The following is a 17,240-nucleotide window of genomic DNA, read 5'->3' as shown; positions in this document are numbered from 1 at the left end:
AACGATGTCAATACGGTGAATCCGAGCTAGAGCTTGACGCGACTTAAGACTAACGTTAAGTCGCTAAAGACCGAAACTTGGAGGGCTGTTTGTGGACATGACACACGATAAGCGTAAAGCCGCCCTGGGGGTGCCCGATAATGCCTTGAGCATGCTGACGGATTTGCAAAAAATCGCTTTGCGGCGCATCGAAAATTTTGGCTGGCAGTTGAAGTTTATCCGCCACCCTAGCTTTGAGCCGCCATTGGTGGTGGTTGAAAACTCGACCGGTGTCAATATCGGCGTTTTAGAAGAAGACGGTGGGGTAAACTTAAATCCGCAAATTATCTTGCGCGATTAATCCCTTTTGTTGCTTAACCAAAAAACTTAACCACCTGCTGGTCTGGGTCGCGACTGGCCTTAGCATCGTGAAGCTTTTGTAAATACGTTTCCCATTTAGCTTCTTTGGTTTTACACAGCTCCCGCAGATAAGCCCAAGAAAAAATACCACTGTCGTGGCCATCGCTGAACACCAGCTGCAAAGCGTAATTGCCCACCGGAATTAGCTCGGTAATCTTCACGTGCATTTTGCCGGTTTGCAGGGTTTCCTGTCCTGCGCCATGGCCGCGCACCTCAGCCGAGGGCGAATGCACCCGCAAAAACTCAGCGTCCAAGGCAAATTGCTCGCCGCTGACGTAAGTGAGTTCCAGCTGTTGGGACTGCTTGCGAAATTTAATGTCGGTAGGCGCTTGGCTCATGGTGTGATCTCTGCCTTTGTGGTGGTGTAGAGCTGGGCATGCGTCGGACGCCAGACGTCTGATGTCCGACGCGAAGCCTAGAGAATAAAGCGGCTCAAATCTTCATCCTTCGCTAATTCACCTAACTGCTCATTCACGTAATCGGCGTCAATTTTCACCGCGTCTTTGATGTCGCCAGCGTCAAAGGAGATTGTTTCCAGTAGACGCTCGAGCATGGTGTGGAGGCGACGGGCGCCGATATTCTCAGTGCGTTCGTTCACTTCCCACGCGGTTTCAGCAATGCGGCGAATGCCGTCGGCAGTAAACTCAATGCTTAGGCCTTCGGTTGCCAGCAGCGCTTGATACTGCTCGGTTAGCGAGGCATGGGGCTCGGTGAGAATACGTTCAAAATCTTCAGGTGTTAATGCTGAGAGCTCTACCCGAATCGGCAAACGGCCCTGTAGTTCTGGGATTAGGTCCGATGGCTTGCTGAGGTGGAACGCGCCTGAGGCGACAAACAAAATGTGGTCGGTGCGAATCACGCCGTGTTTGGTGCTGACCGTACAACCTTCTATCAGCGGCAGTAAATCACGCTGCACGCCCTCGCGGGACACATCGGCGCCACCGGTTTCTTGGCGTTTGGCGACTTTGTCGATTTCATCAATAAAGACAATACCATTTTGCTCGGCGGCTTCTACCGCTCGGGCTTTCAGCTCTTCTTCATTAACTAGCTTGGCGGCTTCTTCGTCCTGCAATTGCTTGGCAGCGGCTTTAACGGTTAGGCGCCGGGTCTTTTTGCGGTCGCCGCCCATTTTGGAGAACATGCCTTGTAGCTGATTGGTCATTTCTTCCATGCCAGGGGGGGCCATGATGTCTACGCCAACCGGAGCCATATTGAGCTCTATTTCAATTTCCCGCTCGTCGAGTTCGCCTTCCCGCAGTTTTTTGCGGAATAGCTGGCGAGTTGTGGTGTTGCGTTCTTCTTCGGTGGCTTCGCCGCGAGCTGGTGGTAATAAGGCGTCGAGAATCCGCTCTTCGGCGGCATCGGCGGCGCGGTGCGCAACTTGCTCCATAGCCTGTTCGCGATACAGTTTAATCGAAACATCAACTAGGTCGCGGATAATGGATTCTACATCCCGGCCAACATAACCCACTTCGGTGAATTTGGTGGCCTCTACCTTAATAAAAGGCGCGTTGGCGAGTTTGGCCAAGCGGCGGGCAATTTCGGTTTTGCCGACGCCGGTGGGGCCAATCATTAAAATGTTCTTGGGGGTGATTTCGTCGCGCAGATCTTCGCTAAGCTGCATGCGGCGCCAGCGGTTGCGCAGGGCAATGGCCACGGCGCGCTTGGCATCACTTTGGCCAACAATGTGTTTATCTAATTCGTGAACAATTTCACGGGGTGTCATGGTCGACATGGAGACTCCGAGGGCGCCCTTGAGCGCTAGTATTCCAAAGATTCAATGGTGCGGCTGTGGTTGGTGTAGATGCAGATATCACCCGCAATGGTCAGACCTTTTTCAACAATATCACCGGCGCTAAGCTCGGTGTTGTCCATGAGTGCGCGGGCGGCGGCGGTGGCAAAGGAGCCGCCAGAGCCAATGGCAATCATATTGTCTTCGGGTTCGATGACGTCGCCATTGCCGCTGATCACTAAGGTGGTTTCTTTGTCGGCAACAATCAGCAGGGCTTCAAGCTGGCGCAGTGAGCGCTCGCTGCGCCAGGCCTTGGCGAGTTCAACGGCGGCTTTGGTAAGCTTGCCTGAGTGTTTTTCGAGTTGAACTTCGAAGAGTTCAAACAGGGTGAAGGCATCGGCGGTGCCGCCAGCGAAGCCAGCGAGTACTTGTTCTTTATACAGGCGGCGGACTTTGCGGGCGTTGCCCTTCATCACCGTGTTGCCCATGGTGACCTGACCGTCGCCGCCGATAACGACCTGATTATTCCGGCGAACCGAGAGAATTGTGGTGCCGCGAAACTGTTCCACGCGGGACTCCTTATAATTGATAGGGAAAAGCGAGTGTGAACAGGGTTAGTGGGGTTGGCCCTTGAGGTTTTCAAGGGCGCGGCGAGCTTATACTTAGTTCTTTTGGCGAATAACCAGAGTATCAATACTCTCATTAATCAGCTTGCTGCGGGCATCGCTCAAGGTGTTGTGCGATTGGAAGGGGCCAACATAGACGCGATGCCAACGCTCGCCATTGGCCTCAACAGATTCAACCTTGGCGTCTAAGCCTAGCAGCAGAATCTGGGCGCGGCGGCGATCTGCATCGGCGCCTTGGCGGAAGGAGCCAGCCTGCAGAATATACTTTTCCATATTGGGGTCGGGCTTGGCATCAACCGGTGGGCGGTCATTTTTGGGTGCGCTTGCTGCAGCTACCGGCTTGGGTGCGGGGCGTTCGTCATTGACAATAACTTCGCGCTCAGGAAGCAATGTGAAGAAATCGAATTTGGTATTTGTGGTCACTTCTTTGCGGTCAGCTTTGACCTTGGCCTCGGCGGCGCTCTTGGCAGCGGCCACCTTAACGTCATTATTGGGTTGCTTGCTCAGCGCGCTGAACACCAGAACCGAGCAAATTACCCCGGCAATAAAGCCTGTGCCCAGTAAAACCGACGCAGGTAGGCCGCTACTGGCGGGGCTGCGAGTGGCGCCGCGGCTGGTCCTTTTGGGTGCTTGTGCCATGCCTTACATTTCCTCTGGTGCTGACACGCCTAATAAGCTCAGGCCGTTGCGCAAGACTTGTTGTACAGCGCAGGCTAGCGCAAGGCGGGCGTCGCGCACAGCGACATCTTCGCCGAGCATTTTGTGTGCGTTGTAATAGGTGTGAAAGTCGCCAGCCAATTCTCGCAAATAATGCGCCAAGCTGTGGGGCTCAAAGTGCTCGGCTGCGCTGGCCAGTGTCTCAGGGTAGCGTGACAATTTTACTAACAGGTCTTTTTCGGCCTCATTGTCCAGCTTGGCTAAATTGGCAAGGCCGGCTGCTGGCGTCCATGTTTCGCCCTGCTCAGCGAGTTTGCGCAGAATGCTGGCAACCCGAGCGTGGGCGTACTGAATATAGTAAACCGGATTGTCCTTGGTTTCGGACTTTGCTAATTCCAAGTCGAAATCGGTGGCTTGGTCGGCTTTACGCATAATGTAAAAGAAGCGCGCGGCGTCGTTGCCGACATCTTCACGCAATTCACGCAGGGTCACAAAAGAGCCCGAACGAGTCGACATTTGCACTTGCTGGTCGCCGCGATACAGTGACACAAACTGCACCAGCCGCACCACGAGTTTTTCAGGGTCTATGCCCATGGCTTCCAGCGCTGCTTTTACCCGGCAGATGTAGCCGTGGTGATCGGCGCCCCAAATATTGACCACAGTGTCGAAGCCGCGCTCAAATTTATTGAGGTGGTAGGCAATGTCTGAGGCGAAATAGGTGGTTTGACCGTTGTCGCGCTTCACCACGCGGTCTTTGTCATCGCCAAAGCGGGTAGACATAAACCACAGTGCGCCGTCGCGCTCTTCAATAAAGCCGTTGTCTTGCAGTTTGGCAATGGCGCGGCTGACCTGGTCAGGGTTCTGAGTTAGGCTGCGCTCAGAAAACCACTGCTGATATTCAATGCCGAATTCCGCTAAATCGCTGCGAATATCGCCAAGAATGGCATCTAAGCCCTTATTAAAGGTAATTTGATAATTATCGCCGAGCAGAATCTTGGCGCGATTAATCAGGCCGTCGATATGCTTTTCTTTGTCGCCCTCGGGGGCGTCGGCGCAAACATCGGCAAAGGCTTCGGCGGCGGAGTGGCGCAAAATTTCGCCGTGCTCGGCCAATAGCTCGCGACCATAGTCGGCAATATAGTCACCCTGGTAGCCATTGCTGGGGAAGGTGATCGTTTCGCCGCAGGCTTGTAAATAGCGCAGCCATACACTGGTACCGAGGATATCCATCTGGCGACCGGCGTCATTCACATAATATTCACGGCACACATCGTAGCCGGCCGCTTCCAGCATATTGGCAACGCTGGCGCCGTAGGCTGCGCCGCGACCGTGACCAACGTGCAGCGGGCCAGTCGGGTTGGCAGAGACAAATTCAACCTGCATTGATTTATTGCGGCTGGCGTGACGGCCAAACTGCTCACCCTGGGCAAAAATGTCGTGCAAAACCTGATAGTTGCTGGCTTCGTCGACGAAAAAGTTAATAAAGCCGGGGCCGGCGATGTCGACTTTAACAATATCGCTGGTCTCGGGCAGGGCATCGACAATCAGCTGGGCAATCGCGCGGGGGTTAGACTTTAGTGGCTTGGCCAAGGTCATGGCGATATTGCTGGCAAAATCGCCGTGGGCCTTGTCGCGGGTGTGCTCCACTTGAATATTTGCCACCAAATCTTCTGGCCAAGCGTGAGCGCTGCGTAGGGTTTGCAGGGCCTGATGGATATGTGCGGCAACTTTCTCTTTCATGGCGTGAGGCTAACTCTCTGGCGCGAAACAAGGCCGCGTATTATCCCTGTTTACGCCTGTCGGGGCTAGTGTCGGAACGGCTGGCGCGGCCTTATTCCCCGCAATAGTGCCTAAAACAAATCGATCGGGTCTACATCGACCGACCAGCGCAGGCTTTTATGTTTCGGTAGCTGGTCGCCAGTGCGGCAGGCAGTAGCGAGTTGCCGGTGAAGGATGGGGCGGCGCTCGGCTTGGAGAATGAGCGCGGCGCGAAAACGTCCGGCTTTGCGAGTCATAGGCGCGGGCAGGGGGCCAACGATGCTCCAGTGGTTATCGCCAGGGGCGAGTTCGGCGCGAATGGCCGCTAAAAAGTCTTCGGCGCAGCGCAGACTGCTGGCGTCGGCGCGAATCACCGCGCTAAAACTCACCGGTGGCAGGTTCAATAATTGGCGCTCCGCCAGCAATTGTTGGGCAAAGGGTTGGTAGCCCTCGCTCACCAGTGCCAGCAGGGCCGGGTGATCTGGGCAGTGGGTTTGAATATAAACTCGGCCGGGTTTGTCGGCCCGGCCAGCGCGCCCGGCAACTTGCACTAGCAATTGGCCGCTGCGCTCGGGGGCGCGGAAGTCGGCGCTGAACAAGCCGCCGTCTATGTCGATAATGCCGACCAAGGTCACGTCGGGGAAATGGTGGCCCTTTGCCAGCATCTGGGTGCCAACCAAAATACTGGGTCGGCCGTCGCGAATGCCGTCTACCAGACTTTGCATGCTGCCCTTGGCGGAGGTGGTGTCGCGGTCGATGCGAATCACGTCAACCTCGGGGAAATGGCGTTTAAGGCTTAGCTCTAAACGCTCGGTGCCCGGCCCCTGAAAAATCAACTGGCTGTTATGGCACTGGGGGCAAATGTTCGGCAGGGCTTCGCGGGCGTCACAGTGATGGCAGCGCAGTTCTCGGCGACCAAAGTGGGCGGTCATTTTGGCGTCGCAGGCTTGGCAATTGGCGATCCAGCCGCAGCCGTGGCACTGCAGCAGCGGTGAAAACCCTCGCCGGTTGAGGAAAATTAAAACCTGATTGCCTGCTTGCAGGGTGTCGTGGGCGGCGTCGAGCAGGGTCTTGCTTAGGCCTTCGTCTAAGTTTTGTTGGCGAATATCCAAGAGCCGAATATCGGGCTTGCTGGCGCGACCTGCGCGTTCGCGCAACTCCAGTAATTGATAGCGGTCTTGGCCCACGTTGTGGAGGCTGTCGAGGCTTGGCGTGGCGCTGCCGAGCACCACGGGGCAGTTGTGGTCGGCGGCGCGCTTAACCGCGATGTCGCGGGCCGAGTAGCGCCAGCCCTCCTGCTGTTTGTAGGATGCGTCGTGCTCTTCATCGACAATGACCAGCCCGAGTTTTTGAAATGGTGTAAACACCGCCGAACGGGTGCCAAGCAGAATTCGGGCGCGGCCGCTGCTAATGTCCTGCCAGCTGCGATAGCGCTCGCCGTCACTAAGACCTGAGTGCAGGGCGCGCACTTGGCCGGGAAAGCGGCTTTCAAAGCGCTCTAAGGTCTGCGGGGTTAGGCCAATTTCAGGAATCAGAGTGAGTACTTGCTCGCCCCGTGCCAAGCACTCGGCAATGCTGCGCAAATACACTTCGGTTTTACCACTGCCGGTGACGCCGTCAAGCAGGTAGCGCGCAAATTGGCCGAGGCTATTGCTGACGGCTAATACGGCTTGTTGCTGTTCGTCATTGAGTGCGAGTTCTGTGTTGTTGGCGTCGATAATTGGCGCCACGGGGGTGTCGGCTTGTTGTAAATAGCGGCCATTAATTAGGGCGTTGAGCACCGCATTGCTGTAGCCAAGATCTTTGATTTGACGGCGAGACAGTTGCCCCGCTTGCCGAATTACCGCTAACAAACTGATCTGCTGGTGGGCGCGAGAGGCCGGTTGTGGCAGTTGCTCCCAGTTGGTGCTGAGTTGCCAGTACTGGGCGGGTCTCTCTTTCGGGGGGCTGGCTTTGCGCAGTACTACCGGAAGCATTTGCGCAAAACAATCACCAACAGGGTGGTGATAATACTCAGCGGCCCAGCGCCCGAGCTGGACTAAATCGGCTGGTAGGCTAGGCTGTTCTTCGAGTACCTTTAATACGCCTTTTAATTTATTGCTCGGTATGTCGCAGATGACATCCAGCGCGATAACAACACCCACTAATTGTTGGCGGCCGAAGGGGATGCTCACGCGCAAGCCAATTTCCGCGTCGCGCCCCAAACTCTCCGGCCATAGGTAGTCAAAGCCTCGGCGCAGAGGGCAGGGGACGGCGACGGTGACGAGTTTTGGCATAAAGCGGCGGCTATTTGGGCGTGTGAAAACGCCAGTGTATAAGAATTATGGCTTGGGGCGGAGCGAAGTTTTTGCGCAGCGGCGCGCTCGGCTTGCTTATTGAGATAATTCTGTTAACATTCGCCGCCTGAATTTCAAGCTAATTTTGAAAGTAGCAGCCTGCGCGGTGCCCGGCAAACGATCGGGTGGCGGCGTCCATTGAGGAAAGACCCATGAAAGCAGATATCCATCCAAATTATGTTGCCATGAGCGTGACTTGCAGCTGTGGTAACGCCTTTGAAACGCGTTCTACTTTGGGCGATGCCCTGCACGTTGACGTTTGTTCATCCTGCCACCCGTTCTACACTGGTAAGCAGAAAATGCTTGATACCGGCGGCCGTGTTGATAAGTTCCGCAAGCGTTTTGGCGCGCGTGGCGCAGCAGCGGCAGTACCTACCGAGTAATTTCCCGGTAGTGCTTAGTGGCTGCGCAGGCAGCCACCATAGAAATGCCCGGTACTCATCTGACCGGGCATTTTTGTTTGTGGGCTTTGGGTTTAGGTCGAGTCTCGTATTAATGCGCTAGGGTTTTCGTTACCCGCGGTGACAGCAAATGTTGTCATTGAATACAAAAATGCCTTTAAAACCCAGCTGTGACGGGCTTTGTCACATACAGTGACTTGTTACTGCAAGTTCTTTTCTATATGCTTTCTCGCCTCTCTGAGAATGCATTCATATTGGGATTAATCGAATGTCCAAAGATGTTAAGCAGGCGGCTCTGGATTACCACTCGCTCCCGACACCAGGCAAAATCGGCATCATGCTGACTAAGCCTGCCGAAACCCAGTACGACTTATCGCTAGCCTATAGCCCCGGTGTGGCCGAGCCAGTGCGGGAAATTGCCCGCGATCCTGCCAATGCTTACAAATACACCAGTAAGGGTAATTTGGTCGCGGTTATTTCCAACGGCACTGCTATTTTGGGTCTGGGCGATTTAGGTCCCTTGGCCAGCAAGCCGGTAATGGAAGGCAAGGCGCTCTTGTTTAAGCGCTTTGCCGATATCGATTCCATTGATATTGAAGTCGATGCCGAAGACAGCCAGGCATTTATTGATACCGTTAAGCGCATTTCCATTACCTTCGGCGGCATAAACCTTGAAGATATCAAGGCGCCAGAGTGTTTTGAGATTGAGCGAGTTTTGAAAGAGCAGTGCGATATTCCCGTTTTCCATGATGACCAGCACGGCACCGCAATTGTGACGGCAGCGGGCATGTTGAATGCGCTGGAAATTCAGGGCAAAAACCTAGAAACCGCCAAAGTAGTTTGTCTTGGTGCAGGGTCTGCAGCGATTGCCTGCATGCGTCTGCTGGTTAGCTTGGGCGCTCGTTACGAAAATATTTTTATGATTGACCGCAGCGGTGTGATTTATCCCGGCCGCGAAGGTGTTAACGAGTATAAGAAAGAGTTCCAGAACGATACCGAGGCTCGCACTCTGCAGGATGCGATTAAAGACGCCGACGTATTTGTGGGTTTGTCTGGTGCAGATCTGCTCAGTGCTGAGATGCTCTTGTCGATGGCGCCAAAGCCGATTGTGTTTGCTTGCTCTAATCCAGACCCAGAGATTCAGCCGGAGTTGGCGTTGTCAGTACGCAGCGACTTAATTATGGCAACAGGACGTTCCGATTACCCGAACCAGGTTAATAATGTCTTGGGTTTCCCCTTTATTTTCCGGGGTGCTTTAGATGTGCGTTCCACGGCAATTAACGAAGAAATGAAAATTGCTGCGGTACACGCGCTTCGTGAATTGGCGAAAGAGCCGGTTCCCCAAGTTGTTGTGGATGCCTGTGGCGTGACGGAATTGTCGTTTGGGCCAGATTACATTATTCCTAAGCCGGTAGACCGTCGCTTGCTAGGCAAAGTGTCGGCGGCTGTTGCACAGGCGGCTGTTGACAGTGGCGTGGCGAACTTGCCCTACCCAGCGCATTATCCCTTGTCTTGAGGTGAGCTTGAGCTAGAGGCAAAACGCTAGACGCAAAAAGTAAAACCGCCGTAATTTTGATTGCGGCGGTTTTTTTATGGCTGGGCGTTTGATCTAATTTCCGTCGCCGCTCTGGGCGATAATCTCTTGAATACGTTCCCTTAACCATTGGTGAGCTGTGTCATTATTGGCGCTGCGATGCCAATACATCTGCATTTCCAAGGCGGGCAGTTTTAGTGGCAGAGGGTAGCTTTGCAGGGGTAAAAACTGTTGAAAACGCAGTGCCAAATGCTGGGGCAGGGTGAGTAATAAATCTGACTCGGCAACGATGTGGCTGGCTGAATAGTAACTTTGGCCACGCAAAATAATATTGCGGTTGAGGCCTTTGCGGTTGAGTGCGGCATCTTCAATGACGCTGCCCCGGCTGCGACCAGACACCGAAATATGTTGGGCTTGCAGATAGTTTTTAAGGTTTAGCGCCGCTGCCTCCAGTGGATGACCCTTGCGCATCATCACCCACAGATCATCTTTAAATAAGAATTGCTGTTGAATACTAGGGTCGACGGCTTGCGGGATATCGACCGCCATTGATATTTCGCCACTGATTAACTGTCGGCTGAGTTGATCGCGAGCTAGGCGCTGACTTTGTAGGCGTATGCCTGGGGCATACTGCTGCAATTGCTTAATTAGGCTAGGCAAAGCCACGAACTCCATTGGGTCGCCCATGCTAATAATAAAGCGGCGCTTAGACGTGGCGGGGTCGAATTGTTGGCCGCGGTGCAAACTTTCTTGTAGTGAAATTAATGAATTACTGATGTCGGCGGCAATACTGTCGGCTAGTGGGGTGGGGGCTATGCTCCGGCCGCGGCGCACAAATAGTGGGTCGTCAAAGTGCTCGCGCAGGCGCGCGAGGGCATTGCTTACCGCGGGCTGGGTGATGTGCAGGTCTTTGGCTGCCTCGGTAAGCGAGCTGGCGCGGTAGACGGCGTCAAAGACTTTAAAGAGATTGAGATCCATGGATTCGACTGCTTCAGTACATTCACTAGAATGATGATATAACATTTATAAAATAAATTAGACTGATATTTAATCAAGCCGTATGTTTGATGCAATAATTGAGGAGAGTACGTCATGGATTTTAGTCATAGCCCCCGTTGCCAAGAATTAATTGATCAAGTGCGGGCGTTTATAAAAGACCGTATAGAGCCCTTAGATGCCGAGTTGCTGCCGGCAATGTTGGCGAGTAGCAATGGCGGCGATTGGACTAAGTGGCAGGTCGATCCAAGAATTGAAGCGCTTAAGGCTGAGGCTAAGGAGCTGGGGCTGTGGAACTTCTTCCTGCACGACGCCGAGCGCGGTGCAGGTTTGTCCACCTTAGAATACGCGCCGCTGGCCGAAGAAATGGGCCGCTCGCATATTGCTGCGCAGATTTTTAATTGCAGTGCGCCCGACACCGGTAATATGGAAGTGCTGTGGAAGTACGGCAGCGATGAGCAGAAGCAGCAGTGGTTGGAGCCCTTGCTGGAAGGCAAAATTCGTTCAGTATTTTTTATGACCGAGCCTGACGTGGCATCTTCCGATGCAACCAATATGGAAGCCACGATTATTGAAGATGGTGATGACCTCATTCTTAACGGTAAAAAATGGTGGTCGTCGGGGGTGGGTGATCCGCGCTGTGAGATCGGTATTTTTATGGGGGTGAGTAATCCCGACGCCGCGCGCCACAGCCAGCATTCCATGGTGCTTGTGCCAATGAAAACGCCGGGCGTGGTGATTAAGCGCATGTTGCCGGTATTCAATGCCTATGACGAGCCAGAGGGTCACGGTGAAGTGTGGTTCGAAAATGTGCGGGTGCCCAAAACAAATATGATCTTGGGTGCGGGGCGCGGTTTTGAAATTGCACAGGGCCGGCTTGGGCCTGGTCGAATTCACCACTGTATGCGGGCAATTGGCGCCGCAGAGAAAGCGCTGGAATTGATGATTAAGCGCGGTAAGTCGCGGATCGCCTTTGGCAAGCCACTGATTAATTTAGGTGGTAACCAAGAGCGCATCGCCAATTTACGTATTGCGATAGATCAGGCGCGCCTGCTGACCTTATATGCGGCATGGAAAATTGACAATGTTGGCGCCTTGGCGGCATTGACTGAGATCTCGGCAATCAAAGTGGTTGCACCGAATGTGTTGCAAGACGTGGTCGACGCCGCGATTCAAATGCACGGCGGTGCCGGGGTATCAAACGATACGCCGCTCGCCGGTATGTTCGCGATGGCGCGGGTGCTGCGTTTGGCGGATGGTCCAGACGAAGTGCACCGTGGCTTGATTGCCCGAATGGAATTGGCTAAATACAAGTAAGGCTGCTGTACAACTACATTCAGCATTAATGTCGCCTTAGGCGGGAGCAAATATAAGATGAGTGCAAAGAGAGTTTTTATCACCGGTGGAGCGTCTGGTCTGGGCCGGGCGTTGGCAAATCGTTTCGCCGATGCGGGTTACTGGGTATGCATTGGCGATGTCGACGATGGTCGTGGCGCTGAAGCCCTCGCTGAATTACAGGCGAAAACCACTGCCCATTACTGCAATTGCGATGTCACCAAAGAGAGTGCACTGCAAACGGTTGCCGACTGGTTGCTCAGTGAGTGGGGCGGCGTGGATGTGGTGGTGAATAACGCTGGCGTGGCATCGGCTGGCGGCATTACCGAGTTCCCGTTGAGCGATTGGGAGTGGATTGTCGATATCAATGTCTTGGGCGTAGTGCGGGGCTGTAAGGTTTTTGCAACGCTGATGAAAGAGCAGGGCAGCGGCCATTTGGTGAATATCGCCTCGTTAGCGGGTTTGATTTCGCCGCCGAAAATGGCTTCCTACTGCGCGACAAAGGCGGCAGTAGTGGCAATTTCTGAGGTGCTAACCTTGGAGTTAGACCCAGACAATATTGCGGTGTCGGTGGTTTGCCCGAGTTTCTTCCGCACTAATTTGGCGGAGTCGGTGCGGGCGTCTGATCCAGATTCGCAAGCGGCGACTCAGCGCTTGGTGAACAAAGCCAAGCTCGGCGCTGACGAAATTGCTGGGCGGGTATTTAAGTCGATTGAAAAACGCGAATTTTATATCCTGCCTCATCCTGAGGGGCGCAAAATCTGGCGTCTAAAGCGTTGGTTACCCTTTCCGCAATTCCGCGCAATGATGCTAAAGCAAACCAATCGCATGATGAGTAAGCGTAATGCCCGAAAATAACGCCCTAATTGATATTGCTGGTGGTGTGCGCAGCGGTGAAGAGTTGGATATCGCTGCGGTAGATGCGTGGCTTAAGCCGCGGATTGCCGGTTTGCTTGGGGAGCCGGTGGTTACCCAGTACAGTGGCGGTGCATCGAATTGGACTTATCGTTTGGAATACCCCAGTCATGATCTGATTCTGCGTCGGCCGCCAAAGGGCACCAAGGCCAAGTCTGCCCATGATATGGGCCGCGAATACAAAGTGCAGGCGGCCTTGGCGCCGGTGTTTCCCTATGTGCCAGAGATGCTGGCGTTTTGTGACGACCCTGCGGTAATTGACTGCGATTTTTATGTGATGCGCCGTATTCCGGGATTGATTCCCCGCGCCAATATGCCCAAGGGCTTGGTGCTCAGTACTGAGCAGACTCGAGATTTGTGTTTGTCGGTGGTCGACAAGCTGGTGGCTTTGCATCAGGTGGATTACAACGCGGCAGGCTTGAATGATTTGGGTAAGGGCGAAGGTTATTGCGAGCGTCAGGTCAAAGGCTGGAGCGGCCGCTATAGTAAGGCCAAAACGTGGAATGTGCCGTCGTTTAAAAAAGTCATGTCATGGCTGGATGCGAACACATCGAAAGACGTGCAGAGCTGCGTAATTCACAATGATTTTCGTTTTGATAATGTGGTGCTCGACCCGGCCGACCCGAGTTCGGTGCTGGGCATTCTCGATTGGGAAATGGCAACCCTCGGCGACCCGCTAATGGATTTGGGTAGCGCCTTAGCCTATTGGGTTCAGGCCGATGATGATCGCTTTATGCGCTCGACGCGACGTCAGCCGACGCACTTGCCCGGCATGTTAAGTCGCGACGAAGTGCTTGAATATTATAGCGAGAAGATGGGCCTGAAAATCGACAATTGGGCATTTTACGAAGTGTTTGGCTTATTCCGGTTGGCTGGAATCATTCAGCAAATTTACTACCGCTACTACCATAAACAGACGAATAACCCCGCGTTTAAAAACTTCTGGGTGGTGGTTTGGTATCTCGACCGTCGCTGCCGACGCATCATTAGAGAGCAGCGCTGATGCCCGCGTTGTATCTAATTCGTCACGGTCAGGCCTCGTTCGACGCAGAAGATTACGATCAGTTGTCCTCGCTGGGCGAGCAACAGGCGGCGCATTTAGGTCGTGCTTTTGCGGCGACGGCGCTACACCCTCAGCATATTGTATGTGGCGGCATGAAGCGCCATCGGCAGACGGCAGAGCAGTGTTTGGCGGGCTTGGGCGGAGGTTCTGTTAGCGAGCTGGATTGGCAAATAGATCCCGACTGGAATGAGTACGATCATCTCGAATTACTGAACGCCTACACTGCTCAGCCCGGTGTGGGGGAGCAGATGGTGGCCGATATGGCAGGTGATAATCCCCGCGCCGGATTTCAGCGCCACTTTGCCAAGGCAATGCAACGCTGGGTCAGTGGTCAATACGATGGCGAATACGCCGAGAGCTGGGCGCAGTTTAGCGCGCGTATTCGTCGCGGTTTAGACGCAGCGAGTCGCAATGCCAAAGGCAATGTCTTTGTTTTCACCTCGGGTGGCGCGATCTCGGCAGTGTGCGGGCAAGTGCTGGGGTTAAGTGCTAACGCCAGTGCCGAGTTGAGTTGGCAATTGGCCAACGCCGCCTATAGCAAAATTCTCAGCGGTCAGTCGGGCCTGAAATTGCTCAGCATTAATGAGCACAGTCACTTCGATGGCCGTCATCGCGAACTCCTTAGTTATCGTTAACACGGAAATTTATTATGCGTAAAAATATTCTTATTACTGGTGCTAGTTCAGGCTTGGGTGAAGGCATGGCCCGTGAGTTTGCTGCCAAGGGTTGTAACCTCGCCTTGTGTGCTCGTCGTATTGAGCCCATGCAAACCTTAAAAGCGGAGCTAGAAGCTGCGCACCCCGGCGTAAAGATTTTCATTCGTGAGCTGGATGTTTGCGATTACGAAAAGGTTTTTGAGGTTTTTCGCGCCTTTCGCGACGATCTTGGCAGCGTAGACCGGGTGATTGTGAACGCGGGTATGGGTAAGGGCGCATCCTTGGGCACTGGCCATTTTGCGGCGAATCGGCAAACCGCAGAAACTAATTTTATTGGCGCGCTGGCGCAGTGCGAAGCGGCGCTGGAAATATTCCGCGCCCAAAACAGTGGCCATTTAGTCACAGTGTCGTCCATGAGTGCTGTGCGCGGCGGCGCACGCGCATTAAATGTTTACGCCGCTAGCAAAGCGGGCCTGCGCAATATGACCGAAGGTATTCGCGCCGACATGATCGGTACGCCGATTAAGGTTAGCTGCATACTGCCGGGTTTTATTCTTACACCGATCAACTCGGGCCTTAAAAAAGCGCCGCTGCGGGTGGATTTAAAAACCGGTTGTAAAGCAATGGTTAAGGCCATCGAAAAAGAACCCGCCGAAGCCAAAGTGCCAGGCTGGCCGTGGGTTGCAGTGGGGCTTGCGATGAAGGTGTTGCCGCTGAGTGTCGTGGCGAAGATGACCTAGCGCGGCGGTTGCCGCGCTAGTCCGACGTCGGGTGTCTGACGTCGGACGGAAAAGCGAAACGGATGAGTCGGGAGTCAGGTGTGTGATGTCAGACGAAAAAATCAAAGGCGTGCTTGACTGTACATTGCCGGTGCACGGTAATTTCCCGACATCCGACATCCGACATCCGACATCCGACATCCGACATCCGACATCCGACATCCGACATCCGACGCCTTACTTCAACTTCTTATACTTCACCCGCTTCGGCCCCGCATTCTTCCCTTTACGCTGCACAAAATCTTCGTGGTATTCAGCGTAATTGCCTTCAAAGAACACAATATCGCTATCGCCTTCATAGGCAAGGATGTGGGTGGCAATGCGGTCGAGGAACCAGCGATCGTGCGAGATCACTAGTGCACAGCCAGGAAAGTCGAGTAGAGCGTCTTCCAGTGCGCGCAGGGTTTCTACGTCCAAGTCGTTGGAGGGTTCATCGAGCAGTAAGACGTTGCCGCCTTCTTTTAGGGTGCATGCCAAATGCAGGCGGCCGCGTTCACCACCAGACAATTCACCAACCCGCTTTTGCTGATCGCTGCCTTTAAAGTTGAAACGGCCAATGTACGCTCGTGACGGCACTTCATAGCTGCCAATGCGCAAAATATCTTGCCCTTCGGATACGGCTTCCCAAACGGTTTGCTTGTCGTCGAGGTCGTCGCGCATCTGCTCAACCGAGACCAGTTTTACGGTCTCGCCAATCACAATTTCGCCGCTGTCAGGCTGCTCTTTGCCGGTCATCATGCGCAGTAAGGTCGATTTACCGGCGCCGTTACCGCCGATAATGCCGACAATCGCACCCTTGGGAATGGCAAAGCTCAGGTTGTTAATCAGCAGGCGGTCGCCATAGCTTTTACTTACGCCGTTAACCTCAATCACCTTGTCGCCGAGGCGGGGTCCTGGTGGAATATAAATTTCGTTGGTTTCGCTGCGGTTTTGGAATTCCTGCGAGTTTAGTTCTTCAAAACGAGCGAGACGCGCTTTGCTCTTACTCTGGCGACCTTTGGCGTTGCTGCGTACCCATTCCAATTCGGCGGCAATGGTCTTTTTGCGTGAGGCGTCAGACTTGGCTTCTTGGGCAAGGCGGGCATCTTTGGCTTCTAGCCAGTCGGAGTAATTGCCCTCGTAAGGAATGCCGCGACCGCGATCCAATTCCAAAATCCAGCCAGCGGCGTTGTCGAGGAAGTAGCGGTCGTGGGTAATGGCCACTACGGTGCCGGGGAAATCGCATAAAAAGCGTTCTAGCCAGCCAACCGATTCTGCATCCAAGTGGTTGGTGGGCTCGTCCAGCAGCAGCATATCGGGGTTCGACAAGAGCAGGCGGCACAGGGCAACACGGCGGCGTTCACCACCCGACAGCGTCGTTACATCGGCGTCCCACGGGGGTAGGCGCAGAGCGTCCGCCGCCACTTCTAATTTGTGGTCGAGGTTGTGGGCGTCGGTCGCTTGAATAATATCTTCGAGCTGGGCTTGGCGTTTTGCTAGGGCATCAAAGTCGGCATCGGGTTCAGCGTAAGCGGCATACACCTGATCCAATTCGGTAAGCGCATTTTTGGCTTCGGCTACGCCGTCTTCAACATTGCCGCGCACATCTTTAGCGGGATCTAAGGCCGGCTCTTGAGATAAATAGCCAATCTTGGTGCCAGGCTGGGGGCGGGCTTCACCGTTAAACTCAGTATCTACCCCGGCCATAATCCGCAGTAGGGTGGATTTACCAGAGCCATTGAGGCCGAGAACACCGATTTTAGCGCCGGGGAAAAAAGATAAAGAGATATCGTGCAAAATTTCGCGCTTGGGGGGCACGACTTTGCTGACACGGTTCATGGTATAGACGAATTGCGCCATGCTGACTCCTGAAAATAGCGGAAAGCCGCAGTATACGGCGGCTTAGAAACAGGGAAGAAAGGTACCGAAAGCGACGATATTGCGCAAGGTGGTATTAGCGCGGGGCGATGGTATGTGCGGGCCGTCCTGACGATAATATTGCTAGACAAGCTCGCTAGCGTTATTCTGCGCGGGTATCTGCTGTGACCTGTATGCAGTGGATAGCCATGGAATG

General features: G+C 54.0%; 16 protein-coding genes. 8 read left to right on the top strand and 8 right to left on the bottom strand.

Features of this window, described 5'->3' with window-relative positions; all coding sequences use genetic code 11:
• Positions 1 to 91 precede the first annotated feature (91 nt).
• Complete coding sequence (locus tag HNQ57_RS03885; protein ID WP_184461310.1) at positions 92 to 340, top strand: hypothetical protein; 249 nt, start codon at positions 92 to 94, stop codon at positions 338 to 340.
• A 13-nt stretch (positions 341 to 353) separates the two neighbouring features.
• Here HNQ57_RS03885 and HNQ57_RS03880 read toward each other — a convergent pair whose 3' ends face one another.
• From HNQ57_RS03880 to HNQ57_RS03855, 6 genes are all read right to left on the bottom strand, one after another.
• A complete protein-coding gene (locus tag HNQ57_RS03880) occupies positions 354 to 737 on the bottom strand; it encodes a gamma-butyrobetaine hydroxylase family protein (protein WP_184461309.1) in 384 nt (127 codons plus the stop codon).
• 77 nt (positions 738 to 814) lie between these two features.
• Positions 815 to 2,134 (bottom strand): ATP-dependent protease ATPase subunit HslU, encoded by a 1,320-nt coding sequence (gene hslU, locus HNQ57_RS03875; protein WP_184461308.1) that lies wholly within the window; start codon positions 2,132 to 2,134, stop codon positions 815 to 817.
• Between the two features lie 26 nt (positions 2,135 to 2,160).
• Entirely contained in the window at positions 2,161 to 2,700 is a 540-nt protein-coding gene (gene hslV, locus HNQ57_RS03870) for an ATP-dependent protease subunit HslV (RefSeq protein ID WP_008252455.1), read from the bottom strand.
• Positions 2,701 to 2,793: 93 nt separating this feature from the next.
• A complete protein-coding gene (locus tag HNQ57_RS03865) occupies positions 2,794 to 3,396 on the bottom strand; it encodes an SPOR domain-containing protein (RefSeq protein ID WP_184461307.1) in 603 nt (200 codons plus the stop codon).
• A 3-nt stretch (positions 3,397 to 3,399) separates the two neighbouring features.
• Positions 3,400 to 5,154: an arginine--tRNA ligase gene (gene argS, locus HNQ57_RS03860; protein ID WP_184461306.1), complete on the bottom strand. Its 1,755-nt coding sequence runs from the start codon at positions 5,152 to 5,154 to the stop codon at positions 3,400 to 3,402.
• A gap of 110 nt (positions 5,155 to 5,264) precedes the next feature.
• Positions 5,265 to 7,448: a primosomal protein N' gene (locus HNQ57_RS03855; protein WP_184461305.1), complete on the bottom strand. Its 2,184-nt coding sequence runs from the start codon at positions 7,446 to 7,448 to the stop codon at positions 5,265 to 5,267.
• A 212-nt stretch (positions 7,449 to 7,660) separates the two neighbouring features.
• Here HNQ57_RS03855 and rpmE point away from each other — a divergent pair, with 212 nt between their 5' ends.
• Positions 7,661 to 7,891, top strand: coding sequence for a 50S ribosomal protein L31 (gene rpmE, locus HNQ57_RS03850; protein WP_184461304.1), 231 nt, complete (start codon positions 7,661 to 7,663; stop codon positions 7,889 to 7,891).
• Between the two features lie 286 nt (positions 7,892 to 8,177).
• Positions 8,178 to 9,425, top strand: coding sequence for a malic enzyme-like NAD(P)-binding protein (locus tag HNQ57_RS03845; RefSeq protein ID WP_184461303.1), 1,248 nt, complete (start codon positions 8,178 to 8,180; stop codon positions 9,423 to 9,425).
• 93 nt (positions 9,426 to 9,518) lie between these two features.
• On the opposite strand, the gene HNQ57_RS03840 is transcribed toward HNQ57_RS03845, so the two are convergent.
• A complete protein-coding gene (locus HNQ57_RS03840; protein WP_184461302.1) occupies positions 9,519 to 10,421 on the bottom strand; it encodes a LysR family transcriptional regulator in 903 nt (300 codons plus the stop codon).
• Positions 10,422 to 10,535: 114 nt separating this feature from the next.
• On the opposite strand from HNQ57_RS03840, the gene HNQ57_RS03835 reads away from it, so the two are divergent.
• Genes HNQ57_RS03835 through HNQ57_RS03815 form a run of 5 tightly spaced genes read left to right on the top strand, consistent with a single transcriptional unit; the run spans position 10,536 to position 15,148 of the window.
• A complete protein-coding gene (locus tag HNQ57_RS03835) occupies positions 10,536 to 11,756 on the top strand; it encodes an acyl-CoA dehydrogenase family protein (protein WP_184461301.1) in 1,221 nt (406 codons plus the stop codon).
• A gap of 57 nt (positions 11,757 to 11,813) precedes the next feature.
• Positions 11,814 to 12,632 carry an SDR family oxidoreductase gene (locus HNQ57_RS03830; RefSeq protein WP_184461300.1) on the top strand — a complete coding sequence of 273 codons (819 nt, stop codon included), beginning with the start codon at positions 11,814 to 11,816 and terminating at the stop codon, positions 12,630 to 12,632.
• A complete protein-coding gene (locus HNQ57_RS03825; protein ID WP_184461299.1) occupies positions 12,619 to 13,692 on the top strand; it encodes a phosphotransferase family protein in 1,074 nt (357 codons plus the stop codon). Before HNQ57_RS03830 ends, HNQ57_RS03825 begins: the two co-directional genes overlap by 14 nt.
• Positions 13,692 to 14,387, top strand: a complete 696-nt coding sequence (locus HNQ57_RS03820; protein ID WP_184461298.1) for a histidine phosphatase family protein — start codon at positions 13,692 to 13,694, stop codon at positions 14,385 to 14,387. Before HNQ57_RS03825 ends, HNQ57_RS03820 begins: the two co-directional genes overlap by 1 nt.
• 14 nt (positions 14,388 to 14,401) lie before the next feature.
• The gene (locus HNQ57_RS03815; RefSeq protein WP_184461297.1) at positions 14,402 to 15,148 is read left to right on the top strand and encodes an SDR family oxidoreductase; all 747 of its coding nucleotides are present in this window, start codon (positions 14,402 to 14,404) and stop codon (positions 15,146 to 15,148) included.
• A 216-nt stretch (positions 15,149 to 15,364) separates the two neighbouring features.
• Here the strand turns inward: HNQ57_RS03815 and ettA are convergent, their stop codons facing one another.
• Positions 15,365 to 17,026 carry an energy-dependent translational throttle protein EttA gene (gene ettA, locus HNQ57_RS03810; RefSeq protein ID WP_184461296.1) on the bottom strand — a complete coding sequence of 554 codons (1,662 nt, stop codon included), beginning with the start codon at positions 17,024 to 17,026 and terminating at the stop codon, positions 15,365 to 15,367.
• Positions 17,027 to 17,240 lie beyond the last annotated feature (214 nt).

This window comes from Zhongshania antarctica (genome assembly GCF_014202945.1).
In the GTDB taxonomy this organism is placed as follows: domain Bacteria; phylum Pseudomonadota; class Gammaproteobacteria; order Pseudomonadales; family Spongiibacteraceae; genus Spongiibacter; species Spongiibacter antarcticus.
The sequence above is the reverse complement of the archived record's forward strand: the minus strand, read 5'-3'. Positions and strand labels throughout refer to the sequence as shown.

What these genes read in the sequence shown, in the direction of transcription:
- HNQ57_RS03880 (WP_184461309.1), bottom strand. Translation starts at nt 737, where the DNA reads ATGAGCCAAGCGCCTACCGACATTAAATTTCGCAAGCAGTCCCAACAG.
- hslU (WP_184461308.1), bottom strand. Translation starts at nt 2,134, where the DNA reads ATGTCGACCATGACACCCCGTGAAATTGTTCACGAATTAGATAAACAC.
- HNQ57_RS03865 (WP_184461307.1), bottom strand. Translation starts at nt 3,396, where the DNA reads ATGGCACAAGCACCCAAAAGGACCAGCCGCGGCGCCACTCGCAGCCCC.
- argS (WP_184461306.1), bottom strand. Translation starts at nt 5,154, where the DNA reads ATGAAAGAGAAAGTTGCCGCACATATCCATCAGGCCCTGCAAACCCTA.
- HNQ57_RS03855 (WP_184461305.1), bottom strand. Translation starts at nt 7,448, where the DNA reads ATGCCAAAACTCGTCACCGTCGCCGTCCCCTGCCCTCTGCGCCGAGGC.
- rpmE (WP_184461304.1), top strand. Translation starts at nt 7,661, where the DNA reads ATGAAAGCAGATATCCATCCAAATTATGTTGCCATGAGCGTGACTTGC.
- HNQ57_RS03845 (WP_184461303.1), top strand. Translation starts at nt 8,178, where the DNA reads ATGTCCAAAGATGTTAAGCAGGCGGCTCTGGATTACCACTCGCTCCCG.
- HNQ57_RS03840 (WP_184461302.1), bottom strand. Translation starts at nt 10,421, where the DNA reads ATGGATCTCAATCTCTTTAAAGTCTTTGACGCCGTCTACCGCGCCAGC.
- HNQ57_RS03835 (WP_184461301.1), top strand. Translation starts at nt 10,536, where the DNA reads ATGGATTTTAGTCATAGCCCCCGTTGCCAAGAATTAATTGATCAAGTG.
- HNQ57_RS03830 (WP_184461300.1), top strand. Translation starts at nt 11,814, where the DNA reads ATGAGTGCAAAGAGAGTTTTTATCACCGGTGGAGCGTCTGGTCTGGGC.
- HNQ57_RS03825 (WP_184461299.1), top strand. Translation starts at nt 12,619, where the DNA reads ATGCCCGAAAATAACGCCCTAATTGATATTGCTGGTGGTGTGCGCAGC.
- HNQ57_RS03820 (WP_184461298.1), top strand. Translation starts at nt 13,692, where the DNA reads ATGCCCGCGTTGTATCTAATTCGTCACGGTCAGGCCTCGTTCGACGCA.
- HNQ57_RS03815 (WP_184461297.1), top strand. Translation starts at nt 14,402, where the DNA reads ATGCGTAAAAATATTCTTATTACTGGTGCTAGTTCAGGCTTGGGTGAA.
- ettA (WP_184461296.1), bottom strand. Translation starts at nt 17,026, where the DNA reads ATGGCGCAATTCGTCTATACCATGAACCGTGTCAGCAAAGTCGTGCCC.